General features: G+C 70.3%; 22 protein-coding genes. 4 read left to right on the forward strand and 18 right to left on the reverse strand.

Annotated elements, in window-relative coordinates; all coding sequences use genetic code 11:
* Positions 1 to 23: 23 nt before the first annotated feature.
* From ACFYNL_RS27060 to ACFYNL_RS27070, 3 genes are all read right to left on the reverse strand, one after another.
* Positions 24 to 527 (reverse strand): glutathione peroxidase, encoded by a 504-nt coding sequence (locus ACFYNL_RS27060; protein WP_388807605.1) that lies wholly within the window; start codon positions 525 to 527, stop codon positions 24 to 26.
* A gap of 553 nt (positions 528 to 1,080) precedes the next feature.
* The gene (locus tag ACFYNL_RS27065; protein WP_388807606.1) at positions 1,081 to 1,302 is read right to left on the reverse strand and encodes a hypothetical protein; all 222 of its coding nucleotides are present in this window, start codon (positions 1,300 to 1,302) and stop codon (positions 1,081 to 1,083) included.
* Between the two features lie 190 nt (positions 1,303 to 1,492).
* Complete coding sequence (locus tag ACFYNL_RS27070; RefSeq protein WP_388807607.1) at positions 1,493 to 1,888, reverse strand: hypothetical protein; 396 nt, start codon at positions 1,886 to 1,888, stop codon at positions 1,493 to 1,495.
* Between the two features lie 229 nt (positions 1,889 to 2,117).
* Between ACFYNL_RS27070 and ACFYNL_RS27075 the strand changes: the two genes are divergently transcribed.
* Positions 2,118 to 2,510 (forward strand): TetR family transcriptional regulator C-terminal domain-containing protein, encoded by a 393-nt coding sequence (locus tag ACFYNL_RS27075; RefSeq protein ID WP_388807608.1) that lies wholly within the window; start codon positions 2,118 to 2,120, stop codon positions 2,508 to 2,510.
* A gap of 41 nt (positions 2,511 to 2,551) precedes the next feature.
* Here the strand turns inward: ACFYNL_RS27075 and ACFYNL_RS27080 are convergent, their stop codons facing one another.
* From ACFYNL_RS27080 to ACFYNL_RS27100, 5 genes are all read right to left on the reverse strand, one after another.
* A complete protein-coding gene (locus ACFYNL_RS27080) occupies positions 2,552 to 3,853 on the reverse strand; it encodes a diacylglycerol/lipid kinase family protein (protein WP_388807610.1) in 1,302 nt (433 codons plus the stop codon).
* Positions 3,854 to 3,879: 26 nt separating this feature from the next.
* Positions 3,880 to 4,392: a hypothetical protein gene (locus ACFYNL_RS27085; protein WP_388807611.1), complete on the reverse strand. Its 513-nt coding sequence runs from the start codon at positions 4,390 to 4,392 to the stop codon at positions 3,880 to 3,882.
* Positions 4,393 to 4,870: 478 nt separating this feature from the next.
* The gene (locus ACFYNL_RS27090; RefSeq protein ID WP_388807971.1) at positions 4,871 to 5,068 is read right to left on the reverse strand and encodes a hypothetical protein; all 198 of its coding nucleotides are present in this window, start codon (positions 5,066 to 5,068) and stop codon (positions 4,871 to 4,873) included.
* Between the two features lie 126 nt (positions 5,069 to 5,194).
* Positions 5,195 to 5,710 (reverse strand): hypothetical protein, encoded by a 516-nt coding sequence (locus ACFYNL_RS27095; protein ID WP_388807973.1) that lies wholly within the window; start codon positions 5,708 to 5,710, stop codon positions 5,195 to 5,197.
* 35 nt (positions 5,711 to 5,745) lie between these two features.
* Positions 5,746 to 7,374, reverse strand: coding sequence for an MFS transporter (locus ACFYNL_RS27100; RefSeq protein ID WP_388807613.1), 1,629 nt, complete (start codon positions 7,372 to 7,374; stop codon positions 5,746 to 5,748).
* 232 nt (positions 7,375 to 7,606) lie between these two features.
* Here ACFYNL_RS27100 and ACFYNL_RS27105 point away from each other — a divergent pair, with 232 nt between their 5' ends.
* A complete protein-coding gene (locus tag ACFYNL_RS27105; protein ID WP_388807615.1) occupies positions 7,607 to 8,569 on the forward strand; it encodes a hypothetical protein in 963 nt (320 codons plus the stop codon).
* 45 nt (positions 8,570 to 8,614) lie between these two features.
* Here ACFYNL_RS27105 and ACFYNL_RS27110 read toward each other — a convergent pair whose 3' ends face one another.
* The 8 genes from ACFYNL_RS27110 to ACFYNL_RS27145 form a co-directional block, all read right to left on the reverse strand.
* On the reverse strand, positions 8,615 to 9,466 hold the full coding sequence (locus tag ACFYNL_RS27110) for a class II glutamine amidotransferase (protein WP_388807617.1): 852 nt from the start codon (positions 9,464 to 9,466) through the stop codon (positions 8,615 to 8,617).
* 295 nt (positions 9,467 to 9,761) lie between these two features.
* Positions 9,762 to 10,430: a glycoside hydrolase family 11 protein gene (locus ACFYNL_RS27115; protein WP_388807619.1), complete on the reverse strand. Its 669-nt coding sequence runs from the start codon at positions 10,428 to 10,430 to the stop codon at positions 9,762 to 9,764.
* A gap of 465 nt (positions 10,431 to 10,895) precedes the next feature.
* Complete coding sequence (locus ACFYNL_RS27120) at positions 10,896 to 11,246, reverse strand: helix-turn-helix domain-containing protein (protein WP_388807620.1); 351 nt, start codon at positions 11,244 to 11,246, stop codon at positions 10,896 to 10,898.
* A 787-nt stretch (positions 11,247 to 12,033) separates the two neighbouring features.
* Entirely contained in the window at positions 12,034 to 12,348 is a 315-nt protein-coding gene (locus ACFYNL_RS27125) for an SCO5918 family protein (RefSeq protein ID WP_388807622.1), read from the reverse strand.
* 46 nt (positions 12,349 to 12,394) lie between these two features.
* Complete coding sequence (locus ACFYNL_RS27130; protein ID WP_388807624.1) at positions 12,395 to 12,751, reverse strand: CBS domain-containing protein; 357 nt, start codon at positions 12,749 to 12,751, stop codon at positions 12,395 to 12,397.
* Positions 12,752 to 12,814: 63 nt separating this feature from the next.
* Entirely contained in the window at positions 12,815 to 14,308 is a 1,494-nt protein-coding gene (locus ACFYNL_RS27135) for a DEAD/DEAH box helicase (protein ID WP_388807625.1), read from the reverse strand.
* Between the two features lie 246 nt (positions 14,309 to 14,554).
* Positions 14,555 to 14,758, reverse strand: coding sequence for a cold-shock protein (locus ACFYNL_RS27140; protein WP_028799214.1), 204 nt, complete (start codon positions 14,756 to 14,758; stop codon positions 14,555 to 14,557).
* Between the two features lie 393 nt (positions 14,759 to 15,151).
* Complete coding sequence (locus ACFYNL_RS27145) at positions 15,152 to 15,436, reverse strand: hypothetical protein (RefSeq protein WP_388807627.1); 285 nt, start codon at positions 15,434 to 15,436, stop codon at positions 15,152 to 15,154.
* Positions 15,437 to 16,061: 625 nt separating this feature from the next.
* Here ACFYNL_RS27145 and ACFYNL_RS27150 point away from each other — a divergent pair.
* Together ACFYNL_RS27150 and ACFYNL_RS27155 are read left to right on the forward strand one after the other, a co-directional pair.
* On the forward strand, positions 16,062 to 16,865 hold the full coding sequence (locus ACFYNL_RS27150; protein ID WP_388807629.1) for a hypothetical protein: 804 nt from the start codon (positions 16,062 to 16,064) through the stop codon (positions 16,863 to 16,865).
* A gap of 162 nt (positions 16,866 to 17,027) precedes the next feature.
* On the forward strand, positions 17,028 to 17,504 hold the full coding sequence (locus tag ACFYNL_RS27155; protein WP_388807630.1) for a DUF5994 family protein: 477 nt from the start codon (positions 17,028 to 17,030) through the stop codon (positions 17,502 to 17,504).
* A 91-nt stretch (positions 17,505 to 17,595) separates the two neighbouring features.
* On the opposite strand, the gene ACFYNL_RS27160 is transcribed toward ACFYNL_RS27155, so the two are convergent.
* Both ACFYNL_RS27160 and ACFYNL_RS27165 read right to left on the reverse strand, forming a co-directional pair.
* Entirely contained in the window at positions 17,596 to 18,879 is a 1,284-nt protein-coding gene (locus tag ACFYNL_RS27160) for a PP2C family protein-serine/threonine phosphatase (RefSeq protein WP_388807632.1), read from the reverse strand.
* Between the two features lie 68 nt (positions 18,880 to 18,947).
* Positions 18,948 to 19,460 (reverse strand): DUF5994 family protein, encoded by a 513-nt coding sequence (locus ACFYNL_RS27165; protein WP_388807633.1) that lies wholly within the window; start codon positions 19,458 to 19,460, stop codon positions 18,948 to 18,950.
* Positions 19,461 to 19,662 lie beyond the last annotated feature (202 nt).

The following is a 19,662-nucleotide window of genomic DNA, read 5'->3' on the forward strand; positions in this document are numbered from 1 at the left end:
GCCCCAGGGGCAAGGTCAACCGGTTACGCCAGCTGGGCCTCGATGGCCGTCACGACCTCCGACGCCTCCGGCTCGGTCTGCGGCGAGAAGCGGGCGACGACCTGCCCGTCCCGGCCGATCAGGAACTTCTCGAAGTTCCAGCGGATGTCGCCGCTGTGCCCCTCGGCGTCCGCGAAGCCGACCAGACGCTCGTACAGCGGGTGCCGGCCGTCCCCGTTGACCTCGACCTTCTCGGTCAGCGGGAAGGTCACGCCGTACGTCGCCGAGCAGAACTCGGCGATCTCCTCGGCGGTGCCGGGCTCCTGGCCGAGGAACTGGTTGCAGGGCACGCCGAGCACCGTGAAGCCGCGCTGCGCGTACTGCTCCTGGAGCTTCTCCAGGCCGGTGTACTGGGGGGTCAGCCCGCACTTGGAGGCCACGTTCACGACGAGCACGGCCTGGCCGGCGTACTGGGAGAGGTCGGCGGAACCGCCCTTCAGGGCGCCGATCTCGACATCGAGGGGGGATGCATGGGTGTCAGCAGTCATGTGCGGATGCTAGCTCCGCCGGGTGTCGGGCCGGTGGTCCGGTCCGGCCGCCTCCACCAGGACGTCGACGACGCGAAGCGGGAACCGGACTCACGAGCGCGCCCCGCGGGTCACGGGCCATGGGCGTCGTGTGCGCGGTCCTGCTGGTCACCGGCTGCCTCGTGGCGGCGGCCGCGACCGGTGTCGCCCACCTTCCCGGCGCGCTGACGGCCAGGCGGAGACCGGGACGGTCACGGGCCCTCACCGCAGTACCGGCGAGGGCCCGCGGTCGGCTGCCGAAGGCCACCGCCGTCCGCGAAGCTAGGCCGCCCTGCGGCGCACCGGACGCCGGCCGGGGGCGGGCTCCTCCACATCGTCGAGCGCGAAGGTCTCGTCCTCCCCGAAGTCCGGGGTTCGGAAGGGGTTCGTCGCGGGAGGCGGAGATGCTGCCGCGGAGCAGCGGGGTTGCTCTTCCACAGCGGAGAACAGCGACGTCAGATCGATGGGAGGTCTCTCTTTCGTGACAGGTCCCTGAATGGACCTGGTGTGCCGTGACCGGGCACGACGGTGGGTCCTACAGCTTGGTCATCTTGGCGTACGGGCTCAGGATCCGCATCTGTGTTGCGCCGAAATCCACGAGCGCCGCGATTCCGTCCTCGATGCCGATCACCCGGCCGAGGCCGTACACATCATGGGTGACCCGGTCACCCATGGCGAAGTGCTTGGGAACCGGTGTGACAGGGGCCTTGAAGGGGCTGGTGGGCAGATGGCGCTTCGGTACCGCAGGCTTGGTCATGGCTCAGTATGAGCCTTTGTGCATCCGCGCGCTGTGGCGGTCGGCACAGATCCGGACGGGAGCACAGCGTCACGCCCGCGAACCGGCAGTGGCGAGACGACGGCGAGGGCCCTGCCGACGCGCGTCGGCAGGGCCCTCGCCAGTACTGGATCAGCAGCCCCAGGGACCCCGAAGTCGGGACCCGTGTGCGCTACTTGCCGAGGACGACGGTGTTGTTGCAGCCCTGGCTGGAGCCGAGGCTGGTGTACTGCGAACCGGGCGAACCCTCGCCGTTGGACCGGTTGCCCTCCCGGCCGTTCTGGAATCCGTACTGACCTTGTACGTCGACGTTCTCCTCGGCCGTCCGGCACGTGGTGCTCTGGCTGATGACGAGCATCTGGCTCTCTTTGACCTGGTGCTTCTGACCGTGTCCGCGCTTGTGCCCGTGCTTCTGCTTGTGCCCGTGCTTCTGCTTGTGCCCGTGGCTCTGCTTGTGCCCGTGCTTGTGCCCGTGTCCGTGACCGTCGGCGTGGGCCGTGCCGGTGCCGAGGAAACCGATGGCGCTGATGAGGACGGCCACGACAGCGGTCCTGTGAGGCTTGCGCATGTCTTCTCCGAGCGTTGAAGCGGCCGCGTACGCGATCCGCCACGTCATAAGGTGACGAGAGATTAATGTGCAAATGTCTGAGATATGCTCGTCGGCACGCCGGATCATCCGACCGGTGGGCGAGGGTGCCGGCCCCATGTCCGCTCCAAGTCCCCAGTACGGCCCAGGCATCGCGAAGCCGGATGCGGGCGTGGCCCCCTGAGCGCAGAACCACCCGTGTGGCCGCGCCATGAGCGCGAGCAGGCCCAGGGCTCTTCGCCGTGACCCGCCCACCGGTTCCACGCCGGCCGGCGAAGCCGCCTTGCGCGGTGCGGAGTTGACGGAACGCGGCCTCGGTCGTGGCGGCGTCGTCTGGGCGGCCGGCCTCCCCGACTTCGACAGCCGGCCCGGGAGAGTCCGAGAGACCCTGCTGCTCCACCGCCGCACCTGGCTCGCGCTCCTCGTCGGTGAACTGGCCTGCGCCGTGGACACCGGAGAGGTCGCCCGACTGGACGTGGACCTCACGGTCTTCCAGATCGACGCCGTGCTCAACGCCGCGAACACGGCACTGCGCCTCGGGGAAAGCGACGCGGTCTTTATGGTTCGCCGCGTCATCGACGGGCTCCTCGCACCACCGCACTGACCGCCGGCCCGCGTCCTGGCGGTCCCGGCTGCCCGAGCCACTCACCCGGGAACGGACGGGCGGCCCAGCGCCAACCGTGTCACGCGCCGCCAGTCGGCCGCCCCGCCGACGACCCGCGCGGCGTGGGGGCGACGCCGGGGCGTACGCACCCGCAGTGCCCCGGGCGCGCTGCGGCACACCACGGGCGACGGCAGAACGACGTGCTCTCCGTCGATGCCGACAGGGAGGCTGCCGGTGTCGGCTTCGACGACGACTTCCCCGGCGCTCAGCCGGACCAGCCCCCCGGAGCGCGGGCCGCGCACCAGCCGGGCCGCCTGAGCGGTGTTGCCGACCCGCACGCACACCACGCCGAGCAGGCCCGAGTCCAGCCGTTCCCTGCGGCCCGGACGGGCCGCGTCGACGGCACGTCCGTACGGGTTGTTGCTGACGAGGAGTGCCTGAAGTCCGTCGACGTAGGTTCCGTCGGCCCGTGCCCGCAGTCCGGGCGCGTCCTCGCCGGTCAGCAGACCGGGCAGGGTGCGCAGGGTCGTGCGGGCCTTGGCGTCCCGGTAGGCGGGGTCGGTGACGACGGACGCGTACGTTCCGAACGAGGCGTTGTTGACGAAGACCCGGTCCGCGGCGTACCCGAGGTCGACGCGGAACTCGACACCGTCGGTCAGGGCTTCCAGGGCCGCCGCCGGATCGTCGCGGTCGAGGCCGAGGTCCAGGGCGAAGTGGTTGCGGGTACCCGCGGGGATCACCACGAACGGCAGGTCGTGGCGCGCGGCGACCTCGGCCACCAGCGCCTGGGTGCCGTCGCCGCCCGCCACCGCCAGCAGATCGGCCCCGTCGGCGACCGCCTGCCGAGCCAGTTCGGTGACGTTCTGGCCGCCTTCGAGCAGGACCACCCGGCAGCCGACTGCCCGGGCCTTGTCGACCAGGTGGAAGCGGCCCACCTTGCCGCCGCCGGAGCGCGGGTTCATGAGGACCCAGGGGCTGTGGGGCGCCCCGTCGACCGCCTGCCCGGAAGGCCCGACGGCGGTGTGCCCGGGGCTCAGGGCCGTACGTGCCGCCGTGACGGCCAGCACCCACAGGGCCAGGGACAGCGCGGCCGGTCCCAGCATGCCGAACGCGGCATACAGGGCGAGGACGGCGACCGGCGCGATCACCGACAGGGCCGCCCCGAGGGCTCGGAGTGCACCGGTGTGCGCCAGGGTCCACCACACCCCGACGGCAGCGAGCGCCACTCCGGCGATGCCGAGCAGCGCCCACAGCACGCTCCGCAGCCCGGCGGCGACGAGCGGCACCAGGATGCTGCCGAGCAGGGCGAGCACGGCGAGGCGGGCCCGTCCCGCAGGACCCAAGGGCAAGACCGAGCCGTCGCCTCGCACTAGGCCGGTGGCCGCTTCTCGTACGGGCGGCGCTCCCCGTACCCCGGGCGCTGCCCGTACTCCGAGCCCTCCATGTACGCCGAGCCCTCCTCGGACAGGTCGAAGACGTCGCCGCGCCGGACCACGCACAGGGCCCAGATGATGAACCCCGAGATGGTGATCATCGTGACCGACCACACCGGGTAGTACGGCAGCGAGAGGAAGTTGGCGATGATGACGAGTCCGGCGATGGCCACACCGGCGACGCGTGCCCAGGTCGCGGCCTTGAACAGCCCGAAGCTGACGATCAGGGCGACCGCGCCCAGGGCGAGGTGGACCCAGCCCCAGCCGGTCAGGTCGAACTCGAACACGTAGTTGTCCGTCGTGAGGAAGATGTCGTCCTCGGCGATGGCCATGATGCCCCGGAAGATGTCGAGCAGGCCGACGAGGAAGAGCATGACGGCCCCGAAGGCCGTCAGGCCGGTTGCCCATTCCTGCTTCGCCGTTGCCGGCCGGGTGTGTGTCGCGGTCATCTCGCGCCTCGTCTCATGTGGTCCGCAATCTCGGCGATGGGCGGTACGGGAGGTGGAGCCCGAGTGCTCCGCGGGACCGTGGCCGGTCGGCACCCGGTCCTTCGCCTCCCTTCGCCTCGCGGAACTCCTCGTCCGTGCTGCCGCCGGGGGAGCGGGTCTCGGACCGCCGCCGGTCTCGTCGACGCGGCTGATGCTCTCCTCCATCCCCTCCGTCCCGGCGCCCGCACGCTGTTGCGTGCTGCCTTCAGCGTGCGCACGGCAAGGCCCGGGCGACCTCACCCGATGCGGGTGAGCGTCGGGCCGCCGACGGCCCGGGGTGCCGCGTAGGGGGCCGGACCAGGGGCCGTTCATCCCGAGGCCGCGTCGTCCTGGGCGGAACCACACGGGGGAGCGGTTCCGAGTGACACCGCCGTACGGCCGGAACACGGACACGGACACGGACACGGACACGGACCCAGACATGCTCACCGGGTTCCCCTCACTCCGGCAGCCGGCGCATCTCCACGACCCGGAGTCCCAGTGACTGGCAGCGCGCCAGCAGCCCGTAGAGGTGTGCTTCGTCCACGACGGGCCCGAACAGGATGGTCTGGCCGGACATCGCCACGTGGCCCAGCTCCGGAAACGCCTTGGCCAGCGTCTCCGACAGGTCTCCCTCGATGCGGATCTCGTAGCGCACCAGCTGTCCCTCCAAGGGCTGCTTCGGTCCGGCGGACGGCGCCCTCTCCCGCGATCGTCCGCCTCCGTGCCCCCTCGGACCTCACCCGGTACAGGTGACCGCCGCCCGGCGAGCGGACGCCGGGGATCAATGCTTCAGGACGATCTTGAGGCAGATGATCAGCAGCCCCAGGACGAGGTTGACCGATGCGGTGGCGGCCATGAGCCGCGGCGGAGCACCGGCGCGGCGGGCCGCCGCCACGGACCAGCCCACCTGGCCGACGACGGCGACGCAGAGAGCCAGCCAGAGAGCACCCCGCACATCCAGCCCCAGGAGCGGGCTGACGGCCACCGCTGCGGCCGGCGGGACGGCGGCCTTGACGATCGGCCACTCGTCACGGCACACGTGCAGCACCACCCGGCGGTCCAGAGCCTGTTGCGCCAGGCGCGCCCCGAACAGTTGGGCATGCACGTGGGCGACCCAGAACACCACTCCGGTCAGCAACAGCAGCAGCACCAGCTCGGTGCGGGGGAACGAGCCCAAGGAGCCCGCGCCGATCACCACCGAGGCCGCGAGCATGGACCCGTAGACGCCACCCGTGTAGTCCGCGCGGGCCCGGCGCTCGGCACGGCGCTCCGCGCGTGCCGTGGCCGGACCGGTCATGGTTCTCGTCCTGGACACCGGTGCCTCCTCGCAACTCAGCCCTTCGATCCGGGTGCCCCGGCCGCGGGTTCGGCGCCCGGCTGCCGCGGGCGGCCCTTGTGGACGCTGGGCAGGTTCGGCGTGACCAGGAACCCGGCGAGGGCGATGCCGCCGGTGGCCAGGATCGCCGCCTTCAGCCCGTCCAGCTGTGCGGAGGCGTAGGAGTCCGTGACGGCGGCGACCTCGGACGGCGGCAGCCCGGCCCGCTCGGCCGCCGCGCGCACCTGATCGGTGGGAACGAAGCTGATCCCGGCCTGGAGAGCGACACCGACCTGTTCACGGGTCTGTTCGGACAGCTGTGGATCGTCGTTCACCTGCGTGGTGAAGGCGTGGGCCAACGCGCCGATCAGAATGGACCCGATGAGGGCGGTGCCCAGCGCGGAACCCAGATTCTGCGCCGTGAACTGGAGCCCTCCGGCCTCACTGCGTTCCTCCTCGCCGACGCTGGACTGGACGACGTTGCCCAGTTGCGAGGCGAGCAGGCCGACGCCCACGCCCAGCAGCGCCATGGCTCCGGCGAACTGCGCGTCGTCGATGGCCGGGTCGATGGTGGCGAGCAGCCACACGATGGCCGCCACCAGGATCACCAGGGCCAGCCGGACCACCCGGCGCGGCCCCATGACCCGCCCCAGCGACGACGCCGACAGGGAGGTCACGAACATGGCCACGGACACCGGGAGCAGCCGCAGGCCCGTCTCGAAGGCGTCGAACCCCTGGACCACCTGCAGGTACAGCGGGATGGTGAAGAACAGGCCCAGCAGGATGAGGTTCTGGCTCAGCAGCGTCAACAGGCCGGACCGCAGCACGGGTCTGCCCAGCAGGGACAGGTGCACCAGGGGGTCGACGCCTTGGTGCTCCCGGCGCCTCTCCCAGTGCCGGAAGAGGGCCAGGACGGCCACCCCGGCGCCGACGACGAACAGCGTCGGGGCGAAGCCGAGGACGGTGAAGGGAGGGTTGCGCGGCTGCACCCATCCCCAGGTGCTGCTCTGCAGCACCCCGAGCACGCCCAGCCCCAGTCCGGCCGCGGAGAGCACCGCACCGACCACGTCCAGCCGGGGACGCGGGCCGGTCGGGGCAGGCGTCGCGATCACCCGGCGGCACAGCAGGACGGCCATGACGACCACGACCTCACCGGCGAAGACCAGCCGCCAGGTCAGGTACGTCGTCACCCAGCCGCCCAGCAGCGGGCCGACCGCGATCCCGGCGCCGGCGAGCCCGCCGATGACCGCGTAGGCGACGGCCCGGTCCTTCCCGCGGTACGACTCCGCGACGAGGGCGGCCATGGCCGGCAGCACCATGGCGGCCCCGAGGCCCTCGATGACCGACCAGCCCAGCGTCAGGACCCACAGGGTGGGGGCCACGGCGGTCAGGGCGGACCCCACGCCGTAGACGACGAGGCCCAGCAGGAACATGCGGCGCCGCCCCAGGATGTCCCCGAACCTGCCACCGATGATCATGAACGCGGCCATGACGAGCGCGTACAGCGTGATGACGGCCTGGATGGCGGTGACCTCCGTGTCGAAGTCCTCGACCAGCTGACTGATGGACACGTTCATGACGGAGGTGTCCAGGACCATCAGGAACTGGGCGGTGCCGAGGACGATCAGAGCCTGCCAGTGCTTCACGCTGTCCACCTCGCAGAGTCGTCCGGCTCGGGTACGCCGCCGGAGCGGGGCTGGGCAGTGAGCCCGCGCACGCCTCGCCGCTCCTCCCATCGCATCCCGAGCACGCAATGCGTGCCTCACCCGCCACGGGGGAAGGGCCGCCGCGCGGTGGTGTGCGCCGGTGCGGAGAGCGGGTGCCGACGTGGACGGTGGGACACGCGACGATCGAGGTGATTCGTGGTAGATACGACATGTGTCGCACCGGGAGAATCCGAGAACGGAGGGCTCCCGCAAGGAGCTCTCTCCTCAACGCTCGCTGCTGGCGTCGGTGATCACCGATCCCGGGCACCTTCCCGAACTCCTCGCCGACTTCGCCGTCCGCCGCATCGGCCCGGCCGTGCCCGAAGCGATCGCCTCGCTCCGGCGGAGCCACCCCGACGCCACCGAGGCGGAGCTCCGGGCCCGGGTGGTCGCTCGCGGCCGACGGGCCGTCGTCTCGGAGGGATCCGTCGTGGGCGGCCCCTTCCTCGTGCTCATTCCCCTCGCGTTCTGCGCGGCGCTGCTCCGCCAGGCCCGTACGGTCCTGGAACTGGCCGCCCTCGACGGCCGCGACCCCACGACGAGCGCCCGCGCCGCCGAACTCCTCGTCCTGCAGGGCGTGTACGAGAACACCCGCCAGGCCCAGGACGCGCTCAACCGCACCCCACACCCCGTCGGCGCCCCCGCTCGCCGGAGGCGATGGGCGGCCCTGTGGACCGTCACCCTGCGCATGGCCCGCCTTCTCGGCATCCTCACACCGGCCGAGGAGAGCCGGCCGGCGGGCCCGCGCGTACGGCGGGTCGCCGTCCAGGCTTGGCCGTGGCTGCTCCTCGGCGCGGTCTTCCTGGTCGGACTGGTCGCGCCCCTGGTCTGGCTCCCGTACATGGCGATGGTCTACCGGCGTGCCGACGCCCGCCTGTCGAACCGGGTCCTCGCCTACTATTTCGCCGCTCCCGTCCTCGCCCCGCGCCGGACCTCCCGCCTGGAACCGGACGTGCTGGCGGCCCTGCTCCGTGCTCTCCTCTCCCTCCTCGTACCGATCGTCCTGACCGCCGTGACCTTCCTGACCGGCCTGCGCATCGCCGAGAGCAGCTGGCCGGTCCTCGGCATCGCCCTGGCCACGGCGTCGGCCGGGGTCGGCGCCCTCTGGTACCGGCGCCGCCACCGGCACCCGTGACCGCCCTGCGAAACCCAGCCGGGGGCTCTTGCGCGGGCCGGCCGGTCAGTTTCGGGCCGAGTCCGCTCGCAGGTCGGGCCGGAAGGCGTGGAACGAGTCATCGCCCGGATGGAGGATGCCGTAACTGCTCTCCGGCACCTCGTTCCATGCGCCGGGGAGGTCGCCCAGCGGTTCGGACACGACGAGGCGGGTCTCGTCGGAGACCTCCCGCAGGAACGCGGCGTCGGGGTGGAGCCCGCGCAGGGTGGCCACGTCGGTGCTGAAGTACAACGACCGTGAGCGTCCCTCGCTGGAGTAGCGGAAGACCCAGGCGCGTTCGCCGTCGGCCACCGCGAGGGTCATCTGCAGCGGGTGGGGTATGCCGTGCGCGTGCCCCGTCTCCTCGACCAGGCCGGCCATGCGCGCCACGGCGCCGGGGGGATCCTCCGTCAGGCCGAACGTGAGGGCCAGGAAGAACATCAGCTCGGAGTCGGTGGAACCCTCGATGTCGGGATACAGGGACGGTTCGACGGCCAACGCGAGGTCCCGCCGGAGCTGGTGGAACCCGCTGATCGCCCCGTTGTGCATCCACATCCAGCGACCGCTGCGGAAGGGGTGGCAGTTCGTCTGCTGCACGGCGGTCCCCGTCGATGCCCTGATGTGCGCGAAGAACAGACCCGAGCGAACGTGATGGGCGACCTCCAGCAGATTGCGGTTGTTCCAGGCGGGACCGATGTCCCGCAGCACCGCCGGAGTGTCCGCCTCCTGCGCGTACCAGCCGACACCGAAACCGTCGCCGTTGGTCGTCTCCACCCCCATGCGGGCGTGCAGGCTCTGGTCGATCAAGGAGTGCTGCGGCTTGAACAGGACCTGGCTCAGAAGGACGGGCGTGCCCGAGTAGGCGATCCAGCGGCACATGTTGCGGCCCCGCTTCTTGTGTCGTGAGGAACCGAGACCCCGAGAGCCGTGTCGTCCGACCCGGGACAGCCGGGACAGGCCGAGAGCGCTCGCTCAGGGCTTGCTCCGGCTCCGGGCTTCCGCCCGGGCCATTGCCTCGGGCGTCGGCCGGTTACTCATCCACGGTAGGAGCCACCGCATTCGAGCGCATGTCGGGCTGAGCCGGTGCTGCCGACGGCTCCTGACGGCAACCTCTGGCCTGGCGCGACAGCGCCGCCCGGGGTTGCCGAACGGGCCGTGGCCGGAGGTGAGCGGCCTACCTCACCGTGATGTTGGAGCTTCCGCTGCTCCGGTATCCCTCGGTGGCGAGGATCATGTAGTAGTTGAAGCTCCCCAGGCGCATTCCGGCGCGGGCCCAGGCGTCGAAGTGATTGCCGGTGGTGATGGTGCCACCGGTCCGCTTCGACTGCCGGACGCTCCAGTACTGGTTGAAGGTGCGGATTCCTTCCACGGACGGGGCGTTGTAGCGCGTGGTCTGGTAGATGTCGTACGTGCCGCCGTCGCTGGTGACGGTTCCCTTGTACGTTCCCGTGGGCCGGTAGGTGCCCCAGTTGTCGACGACGTAGTACTCGACGAGCGGGTTCGACGTCCACCCGTAGAGAGTCAGGTAGCCGTTGCCGGACGGGTTGAAGCTGCCGGAGTAGGTCACGGTCCGGCGTGAGCCGTTGCTCCAGCCTTTGCCCGCGACGAAGTTCCCGGTGTTCCTCCATGAAGTGCTGTAGTTGCCGCCGGAGTTCAGGGTCATGGACACCGTGCCCTGGCTGTCCGTCCAGAACGAGTAGTAGTACCCGTTGTCGGTTCCGGTCTGGTTCCTGGTGATGACCGTGGCCGCCTCGGCGGTACCGGGCAGGGCCAACGTCGCTCCGGTGGCCAGCAGCAGGCCGCAGACGCTGCGGCGCGTCGGGTGTGCGGGTCCGTCGTTCATGAGCGTGCTTACCTCCTCGTCCTCGTAAGGCTGACGGGGGCTGGGCAACTTGCATCGACGGGTGGTTCGTGCCAGCCCGCATCGAATGGTTGAACTCTGCCAACGGCGACAGTTTTGATATGGCCCTGCCAACTGTCAATAGTTTCGGCCCCTATTTCGAAACATTCGATCAGGCAGGGAGGCCTGTCAGGGAACAATTAGCCTGGCCACCGGCGTGATCCGTGGAGTAAAACGAATTGCTCGACGTCGCTCGCGATTACGAGATCAAATTCCGAGTTCGAGTCTTCGAATGTTTCGGAGAGGAGCCCGCTTCGAGATCGATCTCCACCGGGAAGGGGGCCGCTGCCTTGAGGGCAGCGGTGAACGCGTCTCCGTCCCGGTAGGTCTCGTCGTGGGGTCGGCAAGGTAGGGGTACGCGAGAGGCTCGCGAAGAACGGCTCCCTTCCCCCTGTCCGTGCCAGGTGATCAACTCGAAGGGTGACCGGAACGGCCGGACGCTTCGTTCGCGGCACGGCGGTACTCGGCGTTGATGCGCTGAGCTTCCTCCAGCTGGTCCTCAAGGATGACGATGCGGCAAGCGGCCTCGATCGGGGTTCCCCTGTCGACGAGCTCGCGGGCGCGCGCGGCGATCCTCAGTTGGTAACGGGAGTAGCGGCGATGTCCGCCCTCCGACCGCAGCGGAGTGATCAGACGAGCCTCACCGATGGCTCGTAGGAAGGCGGGGGTGGTGCCGAGCATCTCGGCGGCCCGGCCCATGGTGTACGCGGGGTAGTCGTCGTCGTCCAGACGACCGTTGAGTGGAGTATCAGCTGCCATGTCACCTCGTTGTGCAACGCGTCGAGGGGCCCTGGTGCCGTACGGCACCAGGGCCCCGAAGGAAATTCAACACCATCCGTCGGCTCTGATGCTCTGCCGACCTTCTGTTTCCGCTACCCGGCCCCGCGAGGGGAGGGGTGCGGGGATCGCGGCTGCGTGACCGGGGACCACCATCCATTCCGGGGTCTTGCGGTACCCGGACCGAGAGCTTCCCGGCCGGGCGATCCTGATGGCGTCTGCTCCTCCGTCCTTTCTCTTGACCGACCACTTTGGTGAACGGGTACTGCGGTACTGCTCGGTGATGCGTTCGGCAGCCCCTCGACCTGCGGGCTGCCCAGTGCGGCTCTCAGTCCCGTCACCGTTCTGCGAAAACCTTGGCTTCGGAGCTCCAGAGCCGCACTGACCTGCGAACTTACGTACTGCAACCCGCCAGTTCGTGTCTGTCGGGTCTCGCTTGACCTTGTCAACGAGAAAAAGGCTAACCGTGCCAGGGGTCTATGTCTACTCCGGCAAGAGTAGATTTTGATACTCGCAGGCCACAGCTCTCCTGTGGCCTGCGGTGACGGGTGGAACACCTCGCCGTGGGCGGCGAGAGCGTGGCCGAGAGTCCTGCGATCCCGCAGACAGACTGCGTCCGTCTCGGCTCCAGTGGGTGTGAGCCGCCGCTTCGTCCCTCCCCTCGGCCAGGGGCTTCGCACCGGGCGGCGGCGAAACGACGGTGAGGGCCCTGCCGACGCGCGTCGGCAGGGCCCTCACCGGGTCCTTGATGGCGGTTTCCCGCCTGTGGTCACCCCTCCGGGGTGGCGGTGCCCCCGAGCAGCGCCGCAGCGGTCTGCAGCGGGGTGGGGGCACCCACCGGCGCGGTGCCGGGGCGGGCATGGCAGGTGAAACCGAGGCGGGTCATGGCCCGGACGACTTCGCCGCCGGTGAAGTCGCGGTGGTCCTGTCGCGTGACGACCTGGCCCACTTGCTTGACCGGGTAGCGGCGACGGCCGATGGTCACGGACTCACCCGTGACGAGCTCGGGAGTGATGCCCTTCATCGAGGCCAGCACTCCGTTCTTGGTGAGCTCGAACGGGTACCGGGCGATGACACAGCGCATGATGCCTCACAGGGGAGAAGGGGAACGGCCGAGCGGGTGAGGCGGATCAGCGGGCGAGGGTGAGTACGCCGAGCACGCCCGTGGTCCGGCCGTGCTCCCCGAGGGCATCTGGCCGAGCACGGGGCGCGGTGAACGGTCCGTCGAGGATGTCCCGCAGCCGGATCCGGTCCGTATAGGTGGGGCTGCCGCGGAGAACGGTGAGCCGGGCCAGGGTGATCAGGCCCGTGCTCTGGTCGTCCCCGTCGCACAGGACGAGGTGATCGACACGGGCTCCGGCCATGAGGGACAGGGCCACCTCGACCGTCATGTCGTCACGGACCCGAGGTCCGGGCATGTCCCTGCCATCAGCGACGGGCCTGGTGGAGCGATCGACTGCCTGGTGCTGCTCCTGAGTCATCGTCATAGGTGCCTCCTACCTACCGGAAGAGATGGGCTGGTGATCACTGCGTCGCCAGGCGGACACGGCCTAGGCGGCCGAGCCGAAGCCGGGCCGCCGCTGCGCCCCGCGGCGCGCCGCTTCGCCGACGGGCCGGACCTGCCCGGCGCGGCCCCTGCGGCCCCGACGGCCCCGGGACGAGGAGGACGCGCCGCGGGGACGTTCCGCGTCCGGCGTGGTGATGACGACCGGGACACCGGAAGGGGCCTGGGCGCCCGTGATGCGGCTCAGCTCCGCCTCGCCCGACCGCACCCGGGCGATCCGGGGGGTGATGCCTGCCGCGGTCATCAGCCGGCTCATGGCGAGACGCTGGTCAGGGGTCACCAGGGTGACGACGCTGCCGGACTCGCCCGCACGGGCCGTACGACCGCCGCGGTGCAGGTAGTCCTTGTGGTCGCTGGGCGGATCCACATTGACGACCAGGTCGAGGTTGTCGACGTGGATCCCGCGCGCCGCGACGTTGGTGGCCACCAGTACCGTCACATGCCCGCTCTTGAACTGGGCCAGGGTCCGCGTGCGCTGCGGCTGGGACTTGCCCCCGTGCAGGGCCGCGGCGCGGACGCCGTTGCTCAGCAGGTGCTTGGTCAGCCGGTCCACCGCGTGCTTGGTGTCGAGGAACATGATCACTCGACCGTCCCGCGCGGCGATCTCGGTGGTCGTCCGATGCTTGTCCGCGTCGTGAACATGGAGGACGTGGTGCTCCATCGTGGTGACCGCACCCGCAGACGGGTCCACGGAGTGGACGACCGGGTCCGTCAGGTAGCGGCGGACCAGCAGGTCGACGTTGCGGTCCAGGGTGGCCGAGAACAGCATCCGCTGCCCGCCGGGCCGCACCTGGTCGAGCAGCGCGGTGACCTGCGGCATGAAGCCCATGTCGGCCATCTGGTCGGCCTCGTCGAGGACCGTGACGGCGACATCGTCCAGCCGGCAGTCGCCCCGGTCGATGAGGTCCTTGAGCCGTCCCGGCGTCGCGACGACCACCTCGGCCCCGGCGCGCAGCGCACCGGCCTGCCTGCCGATGGACATCCCGCCGACGACGGTGGCCATCCGCAGGCTCACGGAGCGGGCGTACGGAGTGAGCGCGTCGGTGACCTGCTGGGCCAGCTCGCGGGTGGGCACGAGGACGAGGGCGAGCGGCTGCCGCGGCTCGGCCCGCCGCCCCGCCGTACGGGCCAGTACGGCGAGCCCGAAGGCGAGGGTCTTGCCCGAGCCGGTGCGGCCACGGCCGAGTACGTCGCGGCCGGCCAGGGAGTTCGGCAGGGTCGCCGCCTGGATCGGGAACGGTACGGTCACGCCTTCGTGGCCGAGCGCGGCCAACAGCCCCGCAGGCATGGCGAGATCGGCGAACGACCCGACGGCGGGCAGCGGGGGCGTGATCGTCTTCGGCGGCGCGAACTCGCCCTGTACGGCTCGTCCGGGCTGCCGATTTCCGTGGCCCTTGGAACGGCGCGGGCCGCCGGAGCGGTTGGCGCCGACGCCTCCTTGGAAACGGTCATATGTGCGGGATGTACGGGCACGCTGCATGCGGAACCTTCCTTGATGGGGCACGTGGCAAGGAATTCCCGCAGCAGATGAGCGGCGCAGAGAATACTCGAGACGAGCCGAAGTCGATGTAGGGCGAGCCGGAGCGACGGGGCATGTTTCACCGTCGGTGACATGGCGGTCGGTGACGTGTCAAAGCTTCCCGTCGCGCGCCCTGAAAAGCAGCGAGCTGGGGCCCGCACCCCAGAGGTGCGGGCCCCAGCTGCGAAGTCTGCGTCAGCGCTTGCGTCAGGCGGGAACGATGTTCTCGGCCGTCGGGCCCTTCTGGCCCTGAGCGATGTCGAACGACACCTTCTGGCCTTCCAGCAGCTCACGGAAGCCCTGGGTGGCGATGTTCGAGTAGTGGGCGAAGACGTCGGCGCCGCCGCCGTCCTGCTCGATGAAGCCGAAGCCCTTTTCCGCGTTGAACCACTTCACGGTGCCAGTAGCCATTTCATTTCTCCTTCGGAGGCGGTGTCAGGAATTCACTGTGTGTGCATTCCGTGTCGCCGTGATGATTACCCCGTCGGAAATGAACCTTCTGGCAACCACACCTGCAACTGAGATCGACAGTAGCACGGTGCGACCGGCCCTGTGCGGTCGATAATTCCGAGTCGGCCGAGGGCGGAGGAATACTCGCCGTGCCCGGCGTCTATTTCTCACGTCGCGGACATAGATATTGCTCTCCGTGGAGCGGCCCTTCTGCCGTGCGCACGTCCGCCCGCAGCCCCATGACCTCCGCCGACGGGAGATGTGCCGCTGCCACCCTCATCAGGGGATGGCGCAGCGCCGAACGCGCCGAAACGCCGCTTTCGCGATGAAGGTCACATCTCCCGAGGTGAGGCGTCAGGCACCCTGAGTGGGTGCGGCCGACTCCTCTTCCTCCTCCATGAAGCGGATGCCCTCATGGGTCAGCGAGGCGGTGGCGGGAGTCTTGTGCGATGTCCAGTCGACGGTGATCAGACCCGCGCCGGCCAGGTAGGCGCAGGCCGCGGAGAGGTCTTCGTCGGGAAGGTCGACCTCGTCACGGAGTGTCGCTCCGCTGACCTCGGGACGATTGCGCTCGACCGCCCCGTACAGGGCCCGGAGAATCGCTTTGCGGTAGGTCTTGCGTTCGCGGAGTGTCGTCATGGCTGTCGCTCTCGGGCTCGTGGCCGACGGTGCGGGCGCTGACGGGGCGGCAGGCTTCGTAGCCGTCGAAGCCTTGTCACACCTCGTACGCGTTGCGGCCGGGCTGATCCGCTGGATACCGGCCAGGGCTGGGCGGGCTGTGAGGCGTGCCTCCTCGGCCACGCCACGAGCGGCCACGGAACTGCCGCGCGACGAGGCTGACCTAGGTGTGGCCCGCGGAGGCCGACGGTTCGTCATCCATGCATACCTCCTGCGGGCGGTGCGCCGAGGGCAGGTCGCGACCGGCGCTTGGAACGTCCGGCATCGGTGCCGCCGCGCTTCCGCACGCGCCCTTTCCTGAAGCGTAATGCCGCGAGTGTGGTTCCTGCCCTGGAAGCGGGCCACGCGGAGTAGCGAGGGAGAGGGGTGAGGGCAGCCCCGTTTTCGCACCGGTTCCGGACCATGGGGGTCCCCTCTGACCGGCTCGGCCACGCCCTCCTCCCGGCATCTGACGAGCGTCCTTCACCCGGCCGTCCGGCCGGGGTGCGGAGTCCGGCCGGGGTGCGGAGCCTCGGACATCGTCAGGTGGTAAAGTCCCGCTCTTCGCCAGGCTCCCCTGCGCGGAGTCCCCTCGGCAGGTCGCACCATGTCCGATCCTCTTGACCCCGATCCGTACACGATGTGGCGGCACGCGCTCGCCGAAGCCGACCGGGTCTTCGCGTCACCACCCGAACTCGACCGCCCGGTGGACGGCTGCACTTACTGCACCCCGGAGTCGGAGCTGCGCATTCTCGGGGGCGATCCCGCTGCCGTACCGGACGATCTCCTCGGGCATTTCATGCGTGAGGTCGTCAGCCACTGGGAGGCGGACCAGTACCCCGTCCTGTGGCGGCGCCTCATGCCGCGTGCGCTGCGCTACTGGGGGCCGGAGGGCCATGGCACCGATCCGTCTGAGGAACTCGGTCATCTCGGCCGCCGCGGGGCCAAGTTCGTCGACTGGCCGGCGCCCGAACGTGCCGCCGTGGAACAGGCCTTCCGAGCACTGCTTGCGATCGCTGTGGTTGACGGCCGGTCCCCTTCGGATATTGCCGACCTCTTGGAAGGCATCGCCCACGCGACGGGTGAGATGGAGCCGTGGCTGGCGCACATCGCTGGGCTCACCGGCCCCGAGGCGGACGCCGGGCTCGTCCGCCTCGCCCTCGACTGGGCGACCGACCTGCTCTGGGAGGAACTCCGGTTCACGTGGTGGGACGACGGCGACCCCCAGGTGATCGCCGCCTGGCTGCCCACCCAGCGAGCCCGCGTCGCCGCCTTCGCCGCGCGGCATCCGCGCTGTAAGACCGCGGCCGACGCGCTGATCGCGGTCGACCGACTCCAAGCCGGTGACCACAGCCCGTGGCTGTACCCGTACGGCACCAAGGAGCTCCTCGGGCTGGCCCCGGACTCCTAGCGGACCTTTGTGGCACGAGTGGGGCACGGCCGTGCGGGCGCCTCCTCGCGGGTCGGGCCGCTCCCGGAGATCCGCCCTCCGGGGGGGGGCTACGCGGAGTAGCGTGGAGACGCGAGGCGGAACCCCGTGCCCGCACTGGTTCCCGAAGACGGGTGGCCCCTGATGACCGGCTCCGATTCGCCCTCTTCCCCCTCTGCTTCCCGGCATCTGCCGAGTGGCGTCCACGCGGCCGTGCGGCCGGGGTGCGCGCTGCTCCGGCTGGAGACGACGGAGTCGCGCGAAGGCGTCCTGGACGGTGCGTGGTGGCCGCGGTCGCGGGACATCGGTGCCGAGTTGCCCGCGCTGCTGAGCGCCCTCGTCGCACATCTCGGCCCCGTGACGCGCGTCGGGCTGGACTCCGCTGCCTGGGAAGGGCTCCCGACGCGGATCGTCGTCGACGACCAGGTGGTGCACATCGACTCCTTCCCGGTGGGCGATGACACCGTCCTGATCACCCGGGGCGACCAGGACGTGTTCTCACTGCTGGTGGTCCCGCCGCACACGACACCGGAGGCCGCCCAAGCCGCTATGGCCCAGGCCGTCCGGGCCGACAACATCAGCCTGGCGGAACAGATCCTCATCGACACCGGGGGCGGGTGAAGGCCCTCCGGCCGACGAGCCGTCCCCCGGCCGAGGCCGACGGACGGCAGCGATCAAGGTCATCCACGCCGACGGACGACAGCGATGAAGGTCAGCCGCGCCACTCCACCATGAGCAGCGTCGCGTCATCCGTGGTGTGTCCGCCTCGCGCCCGTTTGAGCGTGTGGGACAGGGAACGCGTCACCGCCCGGACTCCGCGGCCGGTTCTCTCCAGCTGGTTCACACAGGTGATCAGCTGGTCCTCCCCGAACTCCTCCCTCCTCACCTTGTGCTCCTCGACCAGTCCGTCGCTGAAGCAGAGGACGCGGTCTCCGCGCTCCAGCCCCACTTCACTGATCCGTGGCTCCGCACCGCCCAGGCCGACAGGGAGGGTCGTCGGGGCGGCCAGGCGGCCCGCGACGCGGTGGTCGCGGACGAGGATCGGCGGCGGGTGCCCCGCGTTGACCCACTGGATCCGTCCTGTCGTCGTGTCCAACTGCATCATCTGTGCGGTGACGAAATGCTCGGGACCGAACTGCTCCGCCACCGCGCGGTCCATGAAGTCGTAGATCTCCGACAGTCCGATGCCAGCGCGGCGGGCGTGGCGGTAGGCGCCGATGGCCACGGTGGCCATCGTGGCCGCGTCCAGGCCGTGCCCCATCGCGTCGATCATGACCACGTGGAGGATGTCCCCGTTGAGCGCGTAGTCGAAGCTGTCACCCGCGACGTCGTAGGCGGGCTCCAGGATCCCGGCCACGGCGACCCTGGGCATGATCATCGCCAGCGGTGGCAGCAGGGACCACTGGATCTCCGCGGCGACGCTCATCGGCTCGTCACGTCGGGCGCGGAAGAACAGGTCGGAGTAGCCGTGCTTGGTGACCAGCAGGTCGGCCACCAGGCCGGAGATCCTGCCCAACAGGCGGCGGGCGTCGTCGTCGACGTCGTCCAGCGTCACCGCCATGACCCCCACCTGGTCACCGCCGTCCAGCAGCGGCAGGTAGACCCGTACGCCGTCCTCGTCGGGCACCTCGACGCAAACCGCGTCGAGGAAGCAGCGTCCCGCGTCGGAGTCGTCGATCAGTTGCGGATTCCCGTCCGCGAGGCCCTCGCCGGGCAGGGGTACGAGCATCAGCTGGCCGTAGTCCTGCAGCAGCACCTGCGGACGGCGGCCCCCCAAGCGCTCCACCACGTCGGCGACCACGGGCCCGATGAGATGGGGTGGAAGCTCGTGCGCACGGTCGAGAACCGCTCCCAGCAGCGCTTCCCCGAAGCTCTCGGAGTGGTCCGCGGGTCGTCCGGGCGTCTTCCCGCTCGCCCGCCCTGTGCCGCGCGCATCGGTCGCGGCGGTGTGGGACGACGAGGCGGTGTGGGACGACGATGAGATCGCTCGTGCCATGGCTCCACCGGGGGCGTCGACGACCGGACCGGCCGGCCGGTCACGTGAGCCCGACCGCGTCGGGCCTCTCACCTGACTCCGGGGCCTCCTCCCGACTCCCATGTGGCTTCTCCGCCGAGGCCGCTCTCGGCGAGTTCCAGGATGCGCGGAGCCGACAGCGGATTCTCGGGGTCGGCGGCGGCGGTAAGCAGCCGGGCGGCTGCTCCGGCCGGCTCGTCGGGTGGGATGACCAGCAGTTCCCAGCGTCCCGTGGTGCTGCAGTCCAGGGTGATGGCATGGGCTTCGGAGGCGAGGTCGCTCCGGGCCACCTCGATCACATGGCCGGGCGCCATCACCTGCTGCGGGGCATCGGGCCAGCACGCGGGGTCCACGGTGACCCGGGTGACGGTTCCGACGGCCGGGTCCAGCGAGCCGACCAGAGCGGGCAGCTCCAGTTCCAGCGCGTCACAGCGCGGCCACCACGCTCCGTCCAGCGGGCCGTGGCTGACGCCGGGCGTGAGACTCAGACGGGGCAAGGGCATCCGGTAGGTGTGCGGGTCACCTGGTGGTGTGCCTTCGGCGGGCTTGGTGATGGCTTCCATCGTGCGATCCCGTCCCGGGCACCCTGCGGCTGCCCGCGGTTGTCACTCGCCGGGAACGGCCTCGCCGCGGTCGTGCGGCCGAAGAGCTCTCGTGACTGCCAGAATACCCCCGGCCCTGGCGGTCGGAGCGGGGCGCAACCGCCGCGCGGCAGGCACGTCCGTACCGCCGACGACGGGTGGCATGAGCACCACGACCGGTACG

The sequence above is a fragment of the Streptomyces sp. NPDC007808 genome (assembly GCF_042868655.1).
Taxonomy (GTDB): domain Bacteria; phylum Actinomycetota; class Actinomycetes; order Streptomycetales; family Streptomycetaceae; genus Streptomyces.

Bases quoted from the DNA above. Each gene is read 5' to 3' on its own strand.
- ACFYNL_RS27060 (WP_388807605.1), bottom strand. From the start codon at position 527: ATGACTGCTGACACCCATGCATCCCCCCTCGATGTCGAGATCGGCGCC.
- ACFYNL_RS27065 (WP_388807606.1), bottom strand. From the start codon at position 1,302: ATGACCAAGCCTGCGGTACCGAAGCGCCATCTGCCCACCAGCCCCTTC.
- ACFYNL_RS27070 (WP_388807607.1), bottom strand. From the start codon at position 1,888: ATGCGCAAGCCTCACAGGACCGCTGTCGTGGCCGTCCTCATCAGCGCC.
- ACFYNL_RS27075 (WP_388807608.1), top strand. From the start codon at position 2,118: ATGAGCGCGAGCAGGCCCAGGGCTCTTCGCCGTGACCCGCCCACCGGT.
- ACFYNL_RS27085 (WP_388807611.1), bottom strand. From the start codon at position 4,392: ATGACCGCGACACACACCCGGCCGGCAACGGCGAAGCAGGAATGGGCA.
- ACFYNL_RS27095 (WP_388807973.1), bottom strand. From the start codon at position 5,710: ATGACCGGTCCGGCCACGGCACGCGCGGAGCGCCGTGCCGAGCGCCGG.
- ACFYNL_RS27110 (WP_388807617.1), bottom strand. From the start codon at position 9,466: ATGTGCCGCTGGATCGCCTACTCGGGCACGCCCGTCCTTCTGAGCCAG.
- ACFYNL_RS27115 (WP_388807619.1), bottom strand. From the start codon at position 10,430: ATGAACGACGGACCCGCACACCCGACGCGCCGCAGCGTCTGCGGCCTG.
- ACFYNL_RS27120 (WP_388807620.1), bottom strand. From the start codon at position 11,246: ATGGCAGCTGATACTCCACTCAACGGTCGTCTGGACGACGACGACTAC.
- ACFYNL_RS27125 (WP_388807622.1), bottom strand. From the start codon at position 12,348: ATGCGCTGTGTCATCGCCCGGTACCCGTTCGAGCTCACCAAGAACGGA.
- ACFYNL_RS27130 (WP_388807624.1), bottom strand. From the start codon at position 12,751: ATGACGATGACTCAGGAGCAGCACCAGGCAGTCGATCGCTCCACCAGG.
- ACFYNL_RS27135 (WP_388807625.1), bottom strand. From the start codon at position 14,308: ATGCAGCGTGCCCGTACATCCCGCACATATGACCGTTTCCAAGGAGGC.
- ACFYNL_RS27140 (WP_028799214.1), bottom strand. From the start codon at position 14,758: ATGGCTACTGGCACCGTGAAGTGGTTCAACGCGGAAAAGGGCTTCGGC.
- ACFYNL_RS27145 (WP_388807627.1), bottom strand. From the start codon at position 15,436: ATGACGACACTCCGCGAACGCAAGACCTACCGCAAAGCGATTCTCCGG.
- ACFYNL_RS27150 (WP_388807629.1), top strand. From the start codon at position 16,062: ATGTCCGATCCTCTTGACCCCGATCCGTACACGATGTGGCGGCACGCG.
- ACFYNL_RS27155 (WP_388807630.1), top strand. From the start codon at position 17,028: ATGACCGGCTCCGATTCGCCCTCTTCCCCCTCTGCTTCCCGGCATCTG.
- ACFYNL_RS27160 (WP_388807632.1), bottom strand. From the start codon at position 18,879: ATGGCACGAGCGATCTCATCGTCGTCCCACACCGCCTCGTCGTCCCAC.
- ACFYNL_RS27165 (WP_388807633.1), bottom strand. From the start codon at position 19,460: ATGGAAGCCATCACCAAGCCCGCCGAAGGCACACCACCAGGTGACCCG.